Source organism: Massilia sp. 9096 (assembly GCF_000745265.1).
Classification (GTDB): Bacteria; Pseudomonadota; Gammaproteobacteria; order Burkholderiales; family Burkholderiaceae_D; genus Telluria.
Genome location: NZ_JQNN01000001.1, coordinates 2,076,415 through 2,091,251 on the forward strand (window position 1 = coordinate 2,076,415; position 14,837 = coordinate 2,091,251).

A 14,837-nucleotide genomic window follows, 5' to 3' on the forward strand; every position below is an offset into this window, starting at 1 on the left:
GCCGCGCTCCATCACGGCGATCGCGTCGGCGTCCAGGATGGCGCCGCGGCCATTGCTGGCGGCGCCGGGTCGGGCGGGCGTTGCGGGTCCATCCCCTTTGGACAGGGATGGCCGCGCCGGGCTCCGTGACACCGCGCGCGGATTACTTGCGTTTGGCCGGGACCGGGCCCTCGATGCGGAAGATCGCGTCGACCGGCTGGCGCAGCTTGATCGCCTGGACCATCAGCAGCGTGTCAGGATCGGCGGCGTCGGCGCTCCGCGCATTGCTGGTGTTGCGCTGGTAGCGGAACTCGCCGCGGTCCAGCCCCATCGCGGTGCTCAGGTTTTTCAGTTCCTGCGGCGTGGCCCCCGCCAGCGCCCCCACCTTGCGGCCGTCGGCGCCGGCGATCACGGCGGCGCGGCGGCGCGCGTCCTGCACGGCTTCGGTCACGAGCTGGTCGGTGACCTGGTCCATCGCGCTCAGGTCGAACGACGACGCGAAACCGTCCAGGTTCGGCTTGCCGAGCAGGCCGCCGGCCAGCGCGCGCCAATTCGATACGTTGCGCACCTCGATGTGGACGTCGGCGCGCAACTCGTAGACCGGGCCGCCGGTGGCCGGCTGCCTGTCCTTCGGCTGGCTCTGGCGCACCTCGCGCACGATCACGTCTTCCGGATCCATGCCGAGCTGCTGCATGAGCGCGCGCGCCTCGCCCACGCGCGCGTCGAGCACGGCGCGCGCCGCGGCCGGGTCGGCGTCCAGCGCGACCGCTTCGAAGTCGAGCGCGGCGATGTCCGGCATCACCTGCTGGAAGGCGCTGCCGGTGACGTGGATGAAGGGATAGGCGGGCAAGGACTCGGCCGCGGCCGGCACGCAGAAAGTCGACAGGGATGCGGCCACGAGCGCGGCGCACAGCAGGGTACGGGACAGCGGGTGTTGTGGCATGGTGACTCCAGTTCAGGTCAGGTGGGGTATTCGGACAGGCGCGATCAGTCGCGCAACACCAGCGCCGGCGGCAGGCGCATCGCGCTGATGGCCTGGCGCAGGCAGGCGGCCAGCGCCGTCGCGCCGACGCCGAGCACGGCCAGCACCAGCGGCCAGGCGCCCATCGGCGCGCGCTCGACGAAGGGCGCCAGGTAGCGTTCGCTCCAGAGCCAGGCCGGGCCGCATGCCAGCGCCGCGCCCAGCGCCAGCAGGACCAGCCATTCGCGCGCGACCAGCAGGCCGATCTGGCGCCTTGATGCGCCGTGCAATTTGCGCAGCACGAACTCGCGCGAACGGCGCCGGATCGTGTAGCTCGACAGAACGAAGATGCCGCAGCCGGCCAGCGCGGTCGCGACCAGGCTGGACAGCGCCAGCAGCTTCGCCTGGCGCAGATCGTCGCTGTAGTTGGCGGCGAACACCGAGGTCGCCGTCTCGATCGACGCCACCTCGTCCGGGAAGTGGCGCTGCCACAGTGCCTCGGCCCCCTCGCGCGCGGGCGCGAGCGGCCCGCGCACGCGCGCGACCACCACGTTGCGCTCGTTCTCCTGCATGTACACGATCGGCCCGGGCTTCTCGCGCAGCGACTGGTAGCGCAGGTCGGGGGCGATGCCGATGATGCGGTTCTCCCGGTCGAGCATCTGGCCGACGGCCGCCTCGGGCGTCGCGAAGCCAAGGGCCAGCGCGCCCTGGGCGTTCAGCACCACGCCCGGCTCGCGCACGCGCGCGAACAGGCGGCCGGCCAGCGGGTGCAGGCCGAAGACCTCGAAGAAATTGGCGTCGACCGCCTTTTGCTCGATCTTCACGTTCTCGCCGCCGGGACGCTTGAAATTGCGGATGATCTTCATGCCGTCGCGGCCGGCGGCTTCGGACATCGCGGTCACGCCGTCGACGCCGGGCAGGTGTGCCAGTTCGGTCTTGAAGGCGTGGATGGCAGCCGGCCTGGCCTTGTCCGGCATGGCCAGCACCAGTTGCCGGCTGGCGTCGAAGCCCGGGTCGATGTGGCTGGCATAATCCGCTTGCCACCACACGGCCAGGCTGGCGGCCACCAGGCCGATCGCGGCGGCGAACTGGGCCACGCTCAAGACGCGGCGCATACGGTAGCCTTCACGCGTCTCGCCGGCGCGTCCGCCGAGCGCGCTGCTGGCCGGCACGCGCGCCGCCAGCCAGGCCGGATAGGCGCCCGCCAGCAGGCCGGTCCCGAGCCCGATGGCGGCCATCGTCAGCCAGGCGCTCCAGCCATCATCCGGCGGTGTGGTGGATCTCGAACCGCATCCGGCTGGAGCGCGAACAGATCGCCGACGATTTCGCCGCGCGCCACCTGGGCGAACCGCGCCGGCTGGCGCTGGCGCTGTCGGAACTGGAGCGCGTGCAGTTCGGCGCCGCCCGCCTGGCCCAGGCGGCCAATGGCGGCGACCTGCTGTTGCGTGTGCGCCGCCTGCTGCGTCCAGGCCCGCAGGCGATCGCCTGGCAGGCTGCGATTCCCGTGCTGGGCCTGGCGATCGCCTGCGCCACCCATGCGCATGTGAACGCGCACGCGGGCGCCGCACCGGTGCTTTCCGCGCTGGCGCAGGCGTCGACGGCGCGGATCACGCAAAGCGCCGTTGTCGATTTCGACACCTGCCGCAAGCCCGAGTATCCGCAGGCCGACCTCGACGCCGAACATGTGGGAACCGCGACGCTCGCGTTCGTGCTGGATGAGCGCGGCACCGTGCGGCAGGCGACCGTCTACAAGTCGAGCGGCTACGCCGGCCTGGACGAGGCGGCGCGCGGCGCCATCGCTCGCTGCCGCTTCCACCCGGCGCTGGCGGGCTCGCAGCCGGTGCCGACGACGGCCAGGGTGCAGTACGTCTGGACGCTGCAATGACGCCGGTTTGATGTCGCAAGCGGTGCCCTAGCCCACTGCAACCCTGCGCCCTCCGCTGTTCTTATCCGTGCCCGGCGCCATGGGCAGGGACGTGTTCACCCTTGACTTTTCAATGGAGGAAAATCATGTCACGTATTACCGCACGCCATACTGTCCGCAATGCCGCCGGCAAACCCGCCCAGCGCGCCATCCCGGCCCGTTCCCTGCCGCGCTGGCTCGCCGCCCTGCCCCTGGCCGGGATACTGGTCGCCTGCTCCAGCTTCGCGCAAAGCAACAACAGCGCCGACGCCGACCGCAGCGCGGTGGTCGACTTCAACAGCTGCGCCAAGCCGATGTATCCGCATGACGAACTCGCAGCCCACCACGAGGGGACGGTGTCCATGAAATTCCTGGTCAACGTCGACGGCACGGTCGGCGCTTCGCGCGTCGAGCGCACCAGCGGGTTCCCGGCGCTGGACCAGGCCGCGCTGGAGGCGCTGAGCAAGTGCCGCTTCACGCCGGCACGCAAGGCCGGCCAGCCGGCCCAGACCTGGCAAGGCATCCAGTACGTCTGGACCACCGAATAGCGCTGGCGCATCCGGGCCGGCGTGTCCGGCCCGGACATGAAAAGCGGCGACGCGGCGCTCACCGCGCACGGGCCGCCGCTGTCGGTTCCGCGGCTGATTCGGCTGCCGATCAGATTTGGATCACAGCGCCGAAACGTCGAGTTCGGCCGTGCTGGCCGCCACCACCTCTTCCTTGGTGACGCCCGGCGCCAGCTCCACCAGCTTGAGGCCGGTGTCGGTGACGTCGACCACGCCCAGGTCGGTGATGATGCGGTCGACCACGCCGACGCCGGTCAGCGGCAGGTCGCATTTCTTGAGGATCTTATGGCTGACCGAACCGTCCTTGGCGACGGCGACGTGCTCCATCACCACCACCACACGCTTGACGCCGGCCACCAGGTCCATCGCGCCGCCCATGCCCTTGACCATCTTGCCTGGAATCATCCAGTTGGCCAGGTCGCCCTTTTCCGACACCTGCATCGCGCCCAGGATCGCCAGGTTGATCTTGCCGCCGCGGATCATGCCGAAGGAATCGGCCGAGCTGAAGTAGGCCGAGCCCGGCAGTGCGGTCACGGTCTGCTTGCCGGCGTTGATCAGGTCGGCGTCCACCTGGTCGTCGGTCGGGAACGGGCCGATGCCGAGCAAGCCGTTTTCCGACTGCAGGAACACTTCGATGTCGTTGGGAACGTAGTTCGCCACCAGGGTGGGCAGGCCGATGCCCAGGTTCACGTAAAAGCCGTCCTGCAGTTCCTTTGCCGCGCGCGCGGCCATTTCATCACGAGTCCATGCCATGTTCTGTCTCCGGTCGTGTCAGGCTTGACGCACGGTGCGCTGTTCGATGCGCTTTTCCGGCGTGGGGTTGTGGACGATGCGGTGCACGAAGATGCTCGGGGTGTGCACGTGGTCCGGATCGATCTCGCCGACCTCGACCAGCTTTTCGACTTCGACGATGCACACCTTGCCCGCGGTGGCGACGTTCGGATTGAAGTTGCGCGCGGTCTTGCGGAACACCAGGTTGCCGGCGCGGTCGGCCATGTAGGCCTTGACCAGCGACACGTCCGGGGTCAAGGCACGTTCCATCACGTACATCTCGCCGTCGAACTCGCGGGTTTCCTTGCCTTCGGCGACGATGGTGCCGTAGCCGGTCTTGGTGAAGAAGGCCGGGATGCCGGCGCCGCCGGCGCGCAGCTTTTCCGCCAGCGTGCCCTGCGGCGTGAATTCGAGTTCGAGTTCGCCGGCCAGGTACTGGCGCGCGAATTCCTTGTTCTCGCCGACATAGGACGCGATCATCTTCTTGATCTGGCGCGTGGTGAGCAGCTGGCCGAGGCCGAAATCGTCGACGCCGGCGTTGTTCGAGATGGCCGTCAGGTTGGTGACGCCGGAGTCGCGCAGCGCCAGGATCAGCGCTTCCGGAATCCCGCACAGGCCGAAGCCCCCCACGGCGATGGTCTGGCCGTCCTGGACCACGCCTTCGAGTGCGGAGCGCGCATCTGGATAAACTTTATTCATACCCGTCCCTTTGATAGTTAAGCCGCGTCCGCAACCGGACGCCCTTTCTGTACAGCAGAGTAGAATTCGAGAATAAAATACCCCCTATAAAGCACAATACCGTAGAACTACCGGTGGGCGAGCCTTCGTGGAGACACTCGATTTGCATCAGAAGAACGCATCATACGCGATTGATTACGAGACGATTTTCCAGTATGCGCCGGTGGGCATGTGCATCTCGGTCGACCGTGTGATCCAGGCGTGCAATCACGCGCTGGCCTCGATGTTCGGCTACGACTGCGCCGCGCTGAACGGTCAATCGTTCGCGGTGCTGTATCCGACCCGAGACGAGTTCGTGCGCACCGGCGACCGCATCATCCCGATCATGAACGCCAAGGGGCGCTACTCGGACGAGCGCATCATGCGCCGCTTTGACGGCGAGCTGTTCTGGTGCCACGTGAGCGGGCGCGCGCTCGACCCGCAAGAGCCGCTCGGCGCCGGCGTCTGGACCTTCGAGGACGTCAGCGAAAAGCGCCCTGTGACGGCCGCGCTCACCCCGCGCGAGCGCGAGATCGCCGCTTTATTGGTGGAAGGGAAAACCAGCAAGATGATCGCGCGCGAGACCGACCTCTCGCCGCGCACGGTGGAGATGCACCGGGCCAAGCTGATGAAGAAGTTCTCGGCGTCGACCTCGTCGGAGCTGGTGCACAAGCTGGTGGGGGTCGTGCGCTGACGGCACCGAGGGACCACCTGTATAAAAACGATGCGCCGGGCTCGGGGCGCGGCGCATCGTCATGGCTACGACAGGGTCAGTTCGCGCGCGCGTAGGGACCGACCGGGATCGAGGTCGGCTCCATCGTCAGCACCTGCAGGTTGGCGCTCTGGGCCAGCGGCATGTAGTTCGGCTTGGCGCGCTCGAGCGCGGCCGAGACCGCGGCGGCGACCAGGTTGCCGATCACGCTGCCGGTATTCTGCTGCTGCGGCGTATACTGCATCTTCTTGTTCGCCTTCCACAGTTCGGTACCGTCCTTGGACACCAGGCGGTAGTCGAAATCGACGGTGACCGTGGTCGACACCACCGCGTACTGCGCGTCCCAGCGGTTGATCGTCACGAACAGTACGGCGTCCGCGCCGAACAGGCGGGCCAGCGCTTCGGGCGGCTGTTTCTGCACCTGGTCGCCGTCGTAGAACCCTTCCTGCTCGAGCACCGTCTTGGCGGTATGCACCGGGAACACGTAGTAGCCACGCTCGGCCAGTGGTACGGTCAGGGTGGTCAGCAGGTAGTTGGGCGCGTCCACGTCGAGCGACTTGTTGGCGGCCGGCACCACCAGGATCGAACGCGGCTTGGCGGCGTTGAAGGCGCTCAGGTCGCGCTTGGCCGCCGGCTGGGTGGCGCAACCGGTCAGCAGGACGGCCGCAGCCATGACAGCCAGCGCGGCCGCCTTCGAGACGAGTGCTCTCATGATTTCGCTTCCTTCGCTTTCGGCATCGCGCCGTTGTTGATCAGCGCGTCCATCAGGCTGGCGCTTTCCGGCCACAGCTCACGCTCCTTGCGGAAGTTGGCTTGCGCCTTTTCCTTGTCGCCGGCCTGCAGTTCCAGCGTGCCGAGATCGGCGTACAGCCCCGGCGGCACCTTTTGCTTGCCCAGCTCGAGCGCGCGGATATGCGCTTCGAGCTTTTGCATGTTGGCGGCGACCGTGGTCGGATCCTTGTACGAACCGTACAGCATGGCGTCATAGCCGCCCCAATCGTACAAACCCTTGTTCTGGGTGGCGCAGCCGCTCAGGACCAGCGCACACGCCGCCAGGCAAATCAATCGCATGGCATTCTCCTAGTTAGCGGTGATGTTGAAGGGACGGACGACGCCGTCGCCCAGGTAGGCGCGTTCCATCAGCAGCACATTGCCGCCAGCCTGCACCTTGACCACGTGGGTGCCCGGCAGGACACGCAGGCTGGCCTGGCCTTCCAGGTAATCCTGCACGGCGCCGACGTCGAGTTCGTCGACCAGCACGCGTGCGCCGGCCACGCGCTGGGCCTGGCCGTTGACGTGGAAGGTGATTTGCGGACGCTGGTCGACCACCGTCTGTTTTTCGGTCGGCATCTGGACGCAGCCGGCCAGCGCGGCCAGCATCGCGGCGCACAGCGCGCCGCTGGCCTTGTTCTTGAACGTGATCACATCGCCTCCTTTTCACGGACCGTCAATCCGTCGATCTTCAGTCCCTGCAAGGAACCGCTGACCACGCTGGTCGCCGCGCCTTCGCTCATCTCGGTGTCGCCGAACAGCGCGTCGACGCGGATCTGCGCGACTTCCTTGCCCGGCAGCGTGATTTCGAAACCGGTCTGGGGCGATTTGACTTTCTGGCCGACGGTCTGCACCGAGAACACCATGCCCGGCTTCAGGCCTTGCGCCTTGCCGCCGGAAATGAAGTAGCGGCCCTGCTCCATGCCGACGATCGAGGTCTGCCACGGCCGGCGGCTGAACTCGTTGGTGAGGCGGTTGACGACTTCCGAAATCGCCTGGCGGATCGAAGAATCGTTGAGGGTGCCGTCGTAGCTGGCCTGCGATCCGAAGCCGAAGGTGGACGCGGTCTGGGTCGACGATTCGCCCGCGCCCGCGGTGGCGAACAGGCTCTGGCCGCTGGCCACGTCGACCACGCGCAGGTCGATCTTGGCGAACGCCACCTGCTTCTTGCTCGACGAGACGAAGCCGGTCTCGCCGACCGTCTTGCGGCCGAACTCGGTCAGGGAACCGAGCACCAGCGCGTCCACGCCAACCAGGTCCTGCTTGACGCCGGTCAGCCGGTTTTCATCCTGGAGTTTGGACACATCGGTGCGCTCGAGCACGACGAAGGCGCCGGATTCGGTCAACGCCTTGCTCAGCATGTCGGCGATCTGTTTGCCGACCGGATCGCCGGCATTGTCGCGCAACAGCGACTTGCCGTAGGCGGTCTCGTTGGTGACGCGTCCAAGCGCGATCTTGCGCTTGAGGACAGGTTTGGTCGTGGCGGCGAGCGCCACGTCTTGTTGCATCTGCTTCTGGACTTGAGCCGATTGCGGCGCTTCCTTGACCACGAGCGGGGCCTGCTGTGTCGCGCATCCGGCCAGAGCCAGCGTCGATACCGCAGCCACCCACGCGGCCGTCGAGCGTACGGTTGATCCCATAGTTTCTCTCTCTTATATTGCCATTTTTAAATGGACATTTCCTAAGCTCAACGTTCGAGCCTGGACGCCACTGTATAGCTTTTGAGAAAGACTAAACTATCGAATTGTCACAATCACTAATTTGCCCGACGTAAACTTATAAGCGAGAATATTGCTGTCGCGCAACGGCAACAGCAACCGGGTCGGCGATCTCTCAGGCGTCCAGCGCCAATGCCTTCAGCGGCTCGGGCAAGGGCACCGACTTCTCGGCCGCGTAGTTGACCCAGACCACTTTCGCACCGCCTTCGGCATGGACCACCTCGGCCGCGCCGGCCTCGTCCACCAGGCGGATCTCGTGGGTGATTTCGACGCTCGAGCGGCCCGGCGCGCCCATGAAGGTGCGCACCTCGATCTGGCCCGGGTACTTCAGCTGCTTGGCGAAGGTGCAGTAGGCGGTGACGATCACCGGGCCTTCGGCGCCGACGTCGGTCGGGCCGGCGGCCTGTTCCAGGAAGGCGATGCGGGCGGTTTCCATGTAGCGGAAATAGACCGTGTTGTTGACGTGCCCGAAGGCATCCATGTCGCCCCAGCGGATGTCCTGGCGCATCGTGTGGACCAGCTTGCGCGGCTGCGCTCCGGTTTGCTTCTGTTCGCTCATACGCTTCGCTTCTCTGCCAAAAAGCCGCGATTCTAGCAAACCTCGCCGTCGACGATTTTTTCCAGCAGCGCGCAGAACGCGGCCGGGTCTTCCAGAATCATCAGGTGCCCGGCTTTCGGCTGCACCATGCTGGCGCGCGCCAGCGCCAGCACCCACTCCGGGATGTCCCAGCCACTGGCCGACAATTCGCCCCCGAGCAGGAACAAGGGTGTGCCGCGCGCCAGCACGCGCCGCACGCATTCCAGGTAGCCGGGCGCGCCGGTCACGTCCAGCACCGACTGCGCCATCGACGCGATCGTCGTGTAGGGCTGGTTCTGCAGGATTTCGCGTGCAAAAGCGATGCGTTCGTCGCCGGCCTCGATGCCGCTACGCTCCAGCCAGGCGGCCGGGTCGTCTTCCATCGCGCCGTATTCCGCCGCCCACTCCGCTTCCGGCAGCGCGGCGATGCGCCCGCACCAGAACGCGTCCTTGAGGGTGAAATTGCCCTCCACGCTGACCAGGCCGGCGACCAGCTCGGGCGCGCGGTCGGCCGCCAGCATCATCACGGCGCCGCCGACGCTGTGGCCGACCAGCCAGGCCGGCCGCCCGATGTCCTCGCGCAGCACGCGCACGATCTCGTCGGCTTGCGCGTGCAGGTCGATGCCGGCGTCGATCGAGCGCTTGGCGCCGTAGCCGAGCAGGTCGGGCGTGCGCACCTCGAACCGCGGCAGGTAGCGCTGCGGTTCGTAAAAGCCGCTCGAGCCGAGCAGGCCGTGGATCAGCGCCAGCGGCGTGCGCGCATCCGAAGCGCCACTCGTTGCGCCACCGAGTGCGCCACCGATTGCGCCACTCACTGCGCCGCTCATTGCGCGGTCATGCCGTCGTCGGCGGTGATGATGGCGCCGTTGATGAAGTGCGCTTCCTCGGCCGCCAGCAGCAACAGCAGCCCGTCCAGGTCTTCCGGCTTGCCGGTGCGGCGGCGCGGCAGCATCTCGATCAGCTTGCGGCCCTGCTCGGTCTCGAAATAATCCTCGTTCATCTCGGTGGCGATGTAGCCGGGACAGATCGCGTTGACGTTGATGCCGTAGCGGCCCCACTCGACCGCCATCGCCTTGGTCATCTGCACCACGCCGGCCTTGCTCATGCAGTAGACGCCGATCTGCGGCAGCACGCGCAGGCCGGCAACGGAAGCGATGTTGACGATGCGGTGCTGCTTTTTCGGGTCACCCTTGGCGCGCTGGATCATGCGCCTGGCGGTCTGCTGGGCCATGAAGAAGGCGCCGCGCAGGTTCGTGTCCATCACGTAGGCATAGTCGTCCTCGCCCACGTCGAGCAGGCGCTGGGTGGTCGACACGCCGGAATTGTTGACCAGGATGTCGATCGGGCCGGCTTCGGTCTCGGCGTGGGCGATCGCGGCCTTGATGCTGGAGAGGTCGGTCACGTCGAGCTCGACCACGTGGGCCGCGCCGCCGTCGGCCTCGATCTCCGCGCGCAGCTCCTTGAGACGCTCGATCCGGCGCGAGGCCAGCACCACTTGCGCGCCCGCACCCGCGAGCGCCTTGGCGAACCGTGCGCCCAAGCCGCTGGACGCACCCGTGACCATTGCGATCTTGCCTTCGAAATTGACTTCAATACCCACCTTGCGCTCCCAAGCCGTTTGTGGACCGGATACTATTCTGTTGCGACGACATAATGATTACACATTTCAGCTAATTCACGAGTTTAGATCGTGGGGTCTAATTGTTGCCCTACAATGGCGCATGACATTGCCAAGCGTCGCAAAAAAGTGCACACTCGTGCTTAAATTTTTTTACCATCATAAAACATGACCGAGACCAATAACCTCCTCGAAGAATACGGCCCGCGCGAGGCAATGGAATACGACGTGGTGATCGTCGGCGGCGGCCCGGCCGGCCTGTCGGCGGCGATCCGACTCAAGCAGCTCGCGGGTGAGCAAGGCAAGGAAGTGTCGGTCTGCGTCCTGGAAAAAGGCGGCGAGCTGGGCGCGCATATCCTGTCCGGCGCGGTGATGGACCCGCGCGCGCTGAACGAACTGTTCCCGAACTGGAAGGAACTCGGTGCACCGCTGAACACGCCGGTCAGCGAGGACCGCGTGCTGTTCCTGACCGAGACCAAGTCGTACGCCACGCCGCACGCGATGGTGCCGAGCGCCCTGAACAACACCGGCAATTTCGTGGTCTCGCTTGGCAATGTGGTGCGCTGGCTGGGCCAGCAGGCCGAGGCGCTGGGCGTCGAGATCTTCCCGGGCTTCCCGGCCGCCGAGGTGCTGTACAACGAGGATGGTTCGGTCAAGGGCGTCGCCACCGGCAACATGGGCGTGAACCGCCACGGCCAGCCGACCGAGAACTTCCAGCTCGGCATGGAGCTGCACGCCAAGTACACGCTGTTCGCTGAGGGTTCGCGCGGCCACCTGGGCAAGCAACTGATCGCCAACTACGCGCTGGACAAGGGCAAGGATCCGCAAACCTACGGCATCGGCATCAAGGAATTGTGGGAAATCAACCCGGCCAAGCACCAGCCGGGCCTGGTGATCCACACCGCCGGCTGGCCGCTCGACGCGGACACCTACGGCGGCTCCTTCCTTTACCATCTGGAGAACAACCAGGTCGCGGTCGGCTTCGTGGTCGGACTGGCTTACCAGAACCCCTACCTGTCGCCGTACGAGGAATTCCAGCGCTACAAGACCCACCCGGCGATCCGCGGCTTTTTCGAGGGCGGCAAGCGCATTTCCTACGGCGCGCGCGCGATCACCGCGGGCGGCCTGCAATCGCTGCCCAAGACCGTGTTCCCGGGCGGCGCGCTGATCGGCTGCGACGCCGGCTTCCTCAACGTGTCGCGCATCAAGGGCAGCCACGGTGCGGTCAAAACCGGCATGCTGGCCGCCGACGCGGCGTTTGCCGCGTTGCAGGAAGGCCGCCAGTACGACGAGCTGTCCAGCTATCCGGCCGCGTTCGAGCAATCCTGGCTGCGCGAAGAGTTGTATGTGGCGCGCAACTTCAAGCCGTGGATGGGCAAGGGCCTGAAACTGGGCACGGTCATGACCGGCATCGACCAGATCGTGTTCAAGGGCCGCGCACCGTGGACCCTGCACCACCAGCACGCCGACCACGAATGCCTGCGCCCGGCCGCCGACTACAAGCCGATCGTGTATCCGAAACCGGACGGCAAGCTGACGTTCGACCGCCTGTCGTCGGTATTCATCTCGAACACCAACCACGCCGAAGACCAGCCGGTGCACCTGCTGCTCAAGAACCCTGCCGTGCCGGTCGAGATCAACCTGCCCAAGTTTGCCGGTCCCGAGCAGCGCTACTGCCCGGCCGGGGTGTACGAATACGTCAAGACCGACGAGGGTAACGACCGCCTGCAGATCAACGCCCAGAACTGCGTGCACTGCAAGACCTGCGACATCAAGGATCCGACCCAGAACATCGTCTGGGTCACGCCGGAGGGCGGTGGCGGTCCGAACTATCCAAACATGTGATGCCTCCTCCGCGCGCGCGCATCATGCGCGCGCGCGGATCGGCGTGCTTGCCGGCGCCGTTGTCATTGCATCCTCTCGTCTGCGCGCAAGGTCAGCACGCGCACGCCGTGCCGGGTCACGGCCACCGTGTGCTCGAACTGCGCCGACAGCTGGCCGTCGCGCGTCACCACGGTCCAGCCGTCATCCTCGGTGCATACCGCTTCGCGGCCCTGGTTGAGCATTGGCTCGATCGTAAACACCATCCCCTCGCGCAGCGTCAGGCCGGTTTGCGGGCGGCCCCAGTGCAGCACCTGGGGCGGTTCGTGCATCTCGCGCCCGATGCCGTGGCCGCAATACTCGCGCACCACCGAGTAGCCGTGGCGGCGTGCGTGGCGCTCGATCGCGTGGCCGACGTCGCCCAGCCGGGCCCCCGGACGCACCGCGCGGATGCCCTTCCACATCGCCTCGTAAGTCACCTGCACCAGCCGCCTGGCGGCCGGGGCGACGTCGCCCACCATATAGGTCTTGCTGGAGTCGGCGATGTAGCCGTTCTTTTCCAGCGTGATGTCGAAGTTGACGATGTCGCCGCTTTCCAGGACGTCGGCGGGCGACGGCACGCCGTGGCAGACCACCTGGTTGCGCGAGGCGTTCAGCGCGTATGCATAGCCGTACTGGCCCTTGCTGGCCGGGCGCGCGCCCAGCGTTTCGACGATGAAGCGGTCGACCAGGTCGTTGACCTGCATGGTCGACATGCCGACTAACGCCAGACCGTCGAGCCGGGCGAAGACGTCGGCCAGCAGTTTGCCGGCCGTGGCCATCAGGGCGATCTCCTCCGGACGCTTGGTCATGCGCCCACCGCCTTCAGGCCTGCCGCCAGGTTTGGGCCGGAGCCCGGGGCGGCGACCCCGGCGGCGCGCAGTTCTTCCGCGAGGATTTCGCTGAAGCCGCGGGTCGGATTGAGTTCGCACAGCATGCCGATCTTGATCCAGAAGGCGGCCTGCGCATTGATCGAACGGCAGGACACGCCGCTCGCCTTGCGGATCTGGTCGTGCAGTTCGTCATCGATGTTGACAATACCCATTGATATGCTCCATATACGATTCGTACATGTAGTATATACCCAAGCCGGAAGCCAAGGCAAGACGAGGCAGATATGCGTTCGCAAAATATCTGATCCCGTTCCAAAACGTTGATCGGCTCGACAAGATATCGGTAAATTTTATGACGGTGATTGGAAATCAAAATTTGATCTATATCTCTTGGCGGCGTAAAGTGTCTTCATCGACGAACGAAAACACATTTGAGGATAAAGACCATGAACACCGCAACCATCGCCAACACCACCGTCACCACCGACAGCGCTTTCCGCCGCGCCCTGCGCGCTTTCCTGAGCGGCCTGCGCACCTCGCTCGAATTCACCGGCCGCGCTTACATGAACGGTCATCGTCCGCTGTAATCGGGCGCCAGTCGCACAGCGCGGCGGCTTAGCATCAGCCGCGCACCAATCGAAGGGTCAGCTCAGGCTGGCCCTTTTGTTTTCTGGGCCCACTGTTGTCGATGCGCGCTCGAAACGGCGCTCGAGGCGCCGCTGAGCGCCTTCGAACAACAGGCTCAGCCCCCAGTAGATGGCGGCGGCGTCCAGATACAAGGGCAGCGGCCGGAAGGTGGTCGAGATCAGTTCCTTGGTCACCAGCATCAGCTCGGTCACGGTGATCTGCGAGACCAACGAGGTGTCCTTGGCCATCGAGGGAACGGCAAACAGCACCGTGGGGCCGGCGCCGCGCAGCAGCTTCGACGCGGCGTCCTGGAACAGGACCAGCAAATCGACCAGTTGCGCCCGCAGTGGCTCCAGCTCAATGCCGGCTCAGGGCGCCCGGCTGGCGTCGACGCCGAACCACTTCATCGAAATCTGCTTCAGGCTGCCGTCGGCGCGTGCGCCGTCGAGCGCCCCGTCGAGCGCGGCGTGGAATTTCGGATTGCCTTTCTGGAAGGCGATGCCCGTGCGCGCCACAGCGCCCACGCGCGCGCCCGCGCGGATCGGCAACTGCGAATTCTTCAGCAGATAGGCGACCATCAGGCTGTCGTTCAAGGCCGCATCGATGCGCCCGAACGCCAGGTCCTGCAGGTTTTCCGGCGCCGCCGGGTAGCTGCGCACGTCGATGCCGGGCACCGCACGCACCTGCTGCTCGAACACGCTGCCCTGCCCCACGCCGACCTTCTTGCCCTTGAGGTCGTTCAAGCTCGTGTACTCGGCGGTCTCGTTGCGGCGCACGATCAGTTGCGGCGCTGAATAAGTGTAGGGGTGGGAAAAATCGAAGGCTTGCTGGCGCTTGGGCGTGATGCCGACCTGGCTGACGATGACGTCGTACTTGCCCGCGCCCAGGCCGGCCAGGATCGCCGACCATTCGGTGATGACGAAAGCGGGCTTCAGGCCGAGCCTGGCGGCGATCAGTCTGGCGACGTCGACGTCGTACCCGTCCAGCTCGCCCGTACGGGCATCGCGGAAATTGAACGGAGGGTAAGTGCCTTCGAGGGCGATGCGCAGCGTGCCACGCGCCCTGGCGGCATCGAGCAGGTCCGCCGCCTGGACCGGCAGCGTGCCCAGCGTGCAGGCGGCGACCACGAGCCAGGCACAGATGCTACGGCGATTGGAGTTCGGACCAGGTGTCGGACGGCGAATTCGCGCAGGATTCATGGCGTTCCAAATCAAACGGCAGAGT

At 66.0% G+C, this 14,837-nt stretch carries 20 protein-coding genes; 5 read left to right on the forward strand and 15 right to left on the reverse strand.

What is annotated here, in order from left to right; all coding sequences use genetic code 11:
• Positions 1–142: 142 nt before the first annotated feature.
• Positions 143–922: an SIMPL domain-containing protein gene (locus FA90_RS08805; protein WP_051971604.1), complete on the reverse strand. Its 780-nt coding sequence runs from the start codon at positions 920–922 to the stop codon at positions 143–145.
• A gap of 44 nt (positions 923–966) precedes the next feature.
• Complete coding sequence (locus FA90_RS08810; protein WP_051971605.1) at positions 967–2,178, reverse strand: FtsX-like permease family protein; 1,212 nt, start codon at positions 2,176–2,178, stop codon at positions 967–969.
• Positions 2,179–2,210: 32 nt separating this feature from the next.
• Between FA90_RS08810 and FA90_RS24910 the strand changes: the two genes are divergently transcribed.
• Both FA90_RS24910 and FA90_RS08820 read left to right on the forward strand, forming a co-directional pair.
• Complete coding sequence (locus FA90_RS24910; protein ID WP_051971606.1) at positions 2,211–2,825, forward strand: M56 family metallopeptidase; 615 nt, start codon at positions 2,211–2,213, stop codon at positions 2,823–2,825.
• Positions 2,826–2,950: 125 nt separating this feature from the next.
• A complete protein-coding gene (locus tag FA90_RS08820) occupies positions 2,951–3,391 on the forward strand; it encodes an energy transducer TonB (RefSeq protein ID WP_051971607.1) in 441 nt (146 codons plus the stop codon).
• Positions 3,392–3,511: 120 nt separating this feature from the next.
• On the opposite strand, the gene FA90_RS08825 is transcribed toward FA90_RS08820, so the two are convergent.
• A complete protein-coding gene (locus FA90_RS08825) occupies positions 3,512–4,162 on the reverse strand; it encodes a 3-oxoacid CoA-transferase subunit B (RefSeq protein WP_036168056.1) in 651 nt (216 codons plus the stop codon).
• Positions 4,163–4,180: 18 nt separating this feature from the next.
• A complete protein-coding gene (locus FA90_RS08830) occupies positions 4,181–4,879 on the reverse strand; it encodes a CoA transferase subunit A (protein ID WP_036168059.1) in 699 nt (232 codons plus the stop codon).
• 142 nt (positions 4,880–5,021) lie between these two features.
• On the opposite strand from FA90_RS08830, the gene FA90_RS08835 reads away from it, so the two are divergent.
• Positions 5,022–5,591 (forward strand): PAS and helix-turn-helix domain-containing protein, encoded by a 570-nt coding sequence (locus FA90_RS08835; RefSeq protein ID WP_036168061.1) that lies wholly within the window; start codon positions 5,022–5,024, stop codon positions 5,589–5,591.
• A gap of 76 nt (positions 5,592–5,667) precedes the next feature.
• Here the strand turns inward: FA90_RS08835 and FA90_RS08840 are convergent, their stop codons facing one another.
• From FA90_RS08840 to FA90_RS08870, 7 genes are all read right to left on the reverse strand, one after another.
• The gene (locus FA90_RS08840; RefSeq protein WP_036168063.1) at positions 5,668–6,321 is read right to left on the reverse strand and encodes a GNA1162 family protein; all 654 of its coding nucleotides are present in this window, start codon (positions 6,319–6,321) and stop codon (positions 5,668–5,670) included.
• Entirely contained in the window at positions 6,318–6,680 is a 363-nt protein-coding gene (locus FA90_RS08845; protein WP_051971608.1) for a DUF4810 domain-containing protein, read from the reverse strand. Before FA90_RS08845 ends, FA90_RS08840 begins: the two co-directional genes overlap by 4 nt.
• A gap of 9 nt (positions 6,681–6,689) precedes the next feature.
• Entirely contained in the window at positions 6,690–7,034 is a 345-nt protein-coding gene (locus tag FA90_RS08850) for a hypothetical protein (RefSeq protein ID WP_051971609.1), read from the reverse strand.
• Positions 7,031–8,020: a CsgG/HfaB family protein gene (locus FA90_RS08855; protein WP_036168065.1), complete on the reverse strand. Its 990-nt coding sequence runs from the start codon at positions 8,018–8,020 to the stop codon at positions 7,031–7,033. The genes FA90_RS08850 and FA90_RS08855 overlap by 4 nt, the downstream gene beginning before the upstream one ends.
• 193 nt (positions 8,021–8,213) lie before the next feature.
• Positions 8,214–8,657 (reverse strand): thioesterase family protein, encoded by a 444-nt coding sequence (locus FA90_RS08860; protein ID WP_036168068.1) that lies wholly within the window; start codon positions 8,655–8,657, stop codon positions 8,214–8,216.
• Positions 8,658–8,689: 32 nt separating this feature from the next.
• Positions 8,690–9,490, reverse strand: a complete 801-nt coding sequence (locus FA90_RS08865; protein ID WP_239700608.1) for an alpha/beta fold hydrolase — start codon at positions 9,488–9,490, stop codon at positions 8,690–8,692.
• Positions 9,491–9,498: 8 nt separating this feature from the next.
• Positions 9,499–10,275 carry an SDR family oxidoreductase gene (locus FA90_RS08870; protein WP_036168070.1) on the reverse strand — a complete coding sequence of 259 codons (777 nt, stop codon included), beginning with the start codon at positions 10,273–10,275 and terminating at the stop codon, positions 9,499–9,501.
• 186 nt (positions 10,276–10,461) lie between these two features.
• Here FA90_RS08870 and FA90_RS08875 point away from each other — a divergent pair, with 186 nt between their 5' ends.
• Positions 10,462–12,138, forward strand: a complete 1,677-nt coding sequence (locus tag FA90_RS08875; RefSeq protein ID WP_036168071.1) for an electron transfer flavoprotein-ubiquinone oxidoreductase — start codon at positions 10,462–10,464, stop codon at positions 12,136–12,138.
• Between the two features lie 62 nt (positions 12,139–12,200).
• Here FA90_RS08875 and map read toward each other — a convergent pair whose 3' ends face one another.
• Both map and FA90_RS08885 read right to left on the reverse strand, forming a co-directional pair.
• Positions 12,201–12,965 (reverse strand): type I methionyl aminopeptidase, encoded by a 765-nt coding sequence (map, locus tag FA90_RS08880; RefSeq protein WP_036168074.1) that lies wholly within the window; start codon positions 12,963–12,965, stop codon positions 12,201–12,203.
• Positions 12,962–13,198 (reverse strand): ParD-like family protein, encoded by a 237-nt coding sequence (locus tag FA90_RS08885; RefSeq protein WP_051971610.1) that lies wholly within the window; start codon positions 13,196–13,198, stop codon positions 12,962–12,964. Before FA90_RS08885 ends, map begins: the two co-directional genes overlap by 4 nt.
• Before the next feature lie 234 nt (positions 13,199–13,432).
• Here FA90_RS08885 and FA90_RS26285 point away from each other — a divergent pair, with 234 nt between their 5' ends.
• On the forward strand, positions 13,433–13,573 hold the full coding sequence (locus FA90_RS26285) for a hypothetical protein (RefSeq protein ID WP_156116639.1): 141 nt from the start codon (positions 13,433–13,435) through the stop codon (positions 13,571–13,573).
• 57 nt (positions 13,574–13,630) lie between these two features.
• On the opposite strand, the gene FA90_RS08890 is transcribed toward FA90_RS26285, so the two are convergent.
• Entirely contained in the window at positions 13,631–13,939 is a 309-nt protein-coding gene (locus tag FA90_RS08890) for a hypothetical protein (RefSeq protein ID WP_051971611.1), read from the reverse strand.
• Between the two features lie 42 nt (positions 13,940–13,981).
• Positions 13,982–14,812 carry a cystine ABC transporter substrate-binding protein gene (locus FA90_RS08895; RefSeq protein WP_051971612.1) on the reverse strand — a complete coding sequence of 277 codons (831 nt, stop codon included), beginning with the start codon at positions 14,810–14,812 and terminating at the stop codon, positions 13,982–13,984.
• Positions 14,813–14,837 lie beyond the last annotated feature (25 nt).

Excerpts from the sequence above, each read along its gene's own strand:
- FA90_RS08830 (WP_036168059.1), bottom strand. The coding sequence starts at position 4,879 with ATGAATAAAGTTTATCCAGATGCGCGCTCCGCACTCGAAGGCGTGGTC.
- FA90_RS26285 (WP_156116639.1), top strand. The coding sequence starts at position 13,433 with ATGAACACCGCAACCATCGCCAACACCACCGTCACCACCGACAGCGCT.
- FA90_RS08810 (WP_051971605.1), bottom strand. The coding sequence starts at position 2,178 with ATGGCCGCCATCGGGCTCGGGACCGGCCTGCTGGCGGGCGCCTATCCG.
- FA90_RS08820 (WP_051971607.1), top strand. The coding sequence starts at position 2,951 with ATGTCACGTATTACCGCACGCCATACTGTCCGCAATGCCGCCGGCAAA.
- FA90_RS08860 (WP_036168068.1), bottom strand. The coding sequence starts at position 8,657 with ATGAGCGAACAGAAGCAAACCGGAGCGCAGCCGCGCAAGCTGGTCCAC.
- FA90_RS08855 (WP_036168065.1), bottom strand. The coding sequence starts at position 8,020 with ATGGGATCAACCGTACGCTCGACGGCCGCGTGGGTGGCTGCGGTATCG.
- FA90_RS08875 (WP_036168071.1), top strand. The coding sequence starts at position 10,462 with ATGACCGAGACCAATAACCTCCTCGAAGAATACGGCCCGCGCGAGGCA.
- FA90_RS08825 (WP_036168056.1), bottom strand. The coding sequence starts at position 4,162 with ATGGCATGGACTCGTGATGAAATGGCCGCGCGCGCGGCAAAGGAACTG.
- FA90_RS08895 (WP_051971612.1), bottom strand. The coding sequence starts at position 14,812 with ATGAATCCTGCGCGAATTCGCCGTCCGACACCTGGTCCGAACTCCAAT.
- FA90_RS08840 (WP_036168063.1), bottom strand. The coding sequence starts at position 6,321 with ATGAGAGCACTCGTCTCGAAGGCGGCCGCGCTGGCTGTCATGGCTGCG.
- FA90_RS08805 (WP_051971604.1), bottom strand. The coding sequence starts at position 922 with ATGCCACAACACCCGCTGTCCCGTACCCTGCTGTGCGCCGCGCTCGTG.
- map (WP_036168074.1), bottom strand. The coding sequence starts at position 12,965 with ATGACCAAGCGTCCGGAGGAGATCGCCCTGATGGCCACGGCCGGCAAA.
- FA90_RS08885 (WP_051971610.1), bottom strand. The coding sequence starts at position 13,198 with ATGGGTATTGTCAACATCGATGACGAACTGCACGACCAGATCCGCAAG.
- FA90_RS08845 (WP_051971608.1), bottom strand. The coding sequence starts at position 6,680 with ATGCGATTGATTTGCCTGGCGGCGTGTGCGCTGGTCCTGAGCGGCTGC.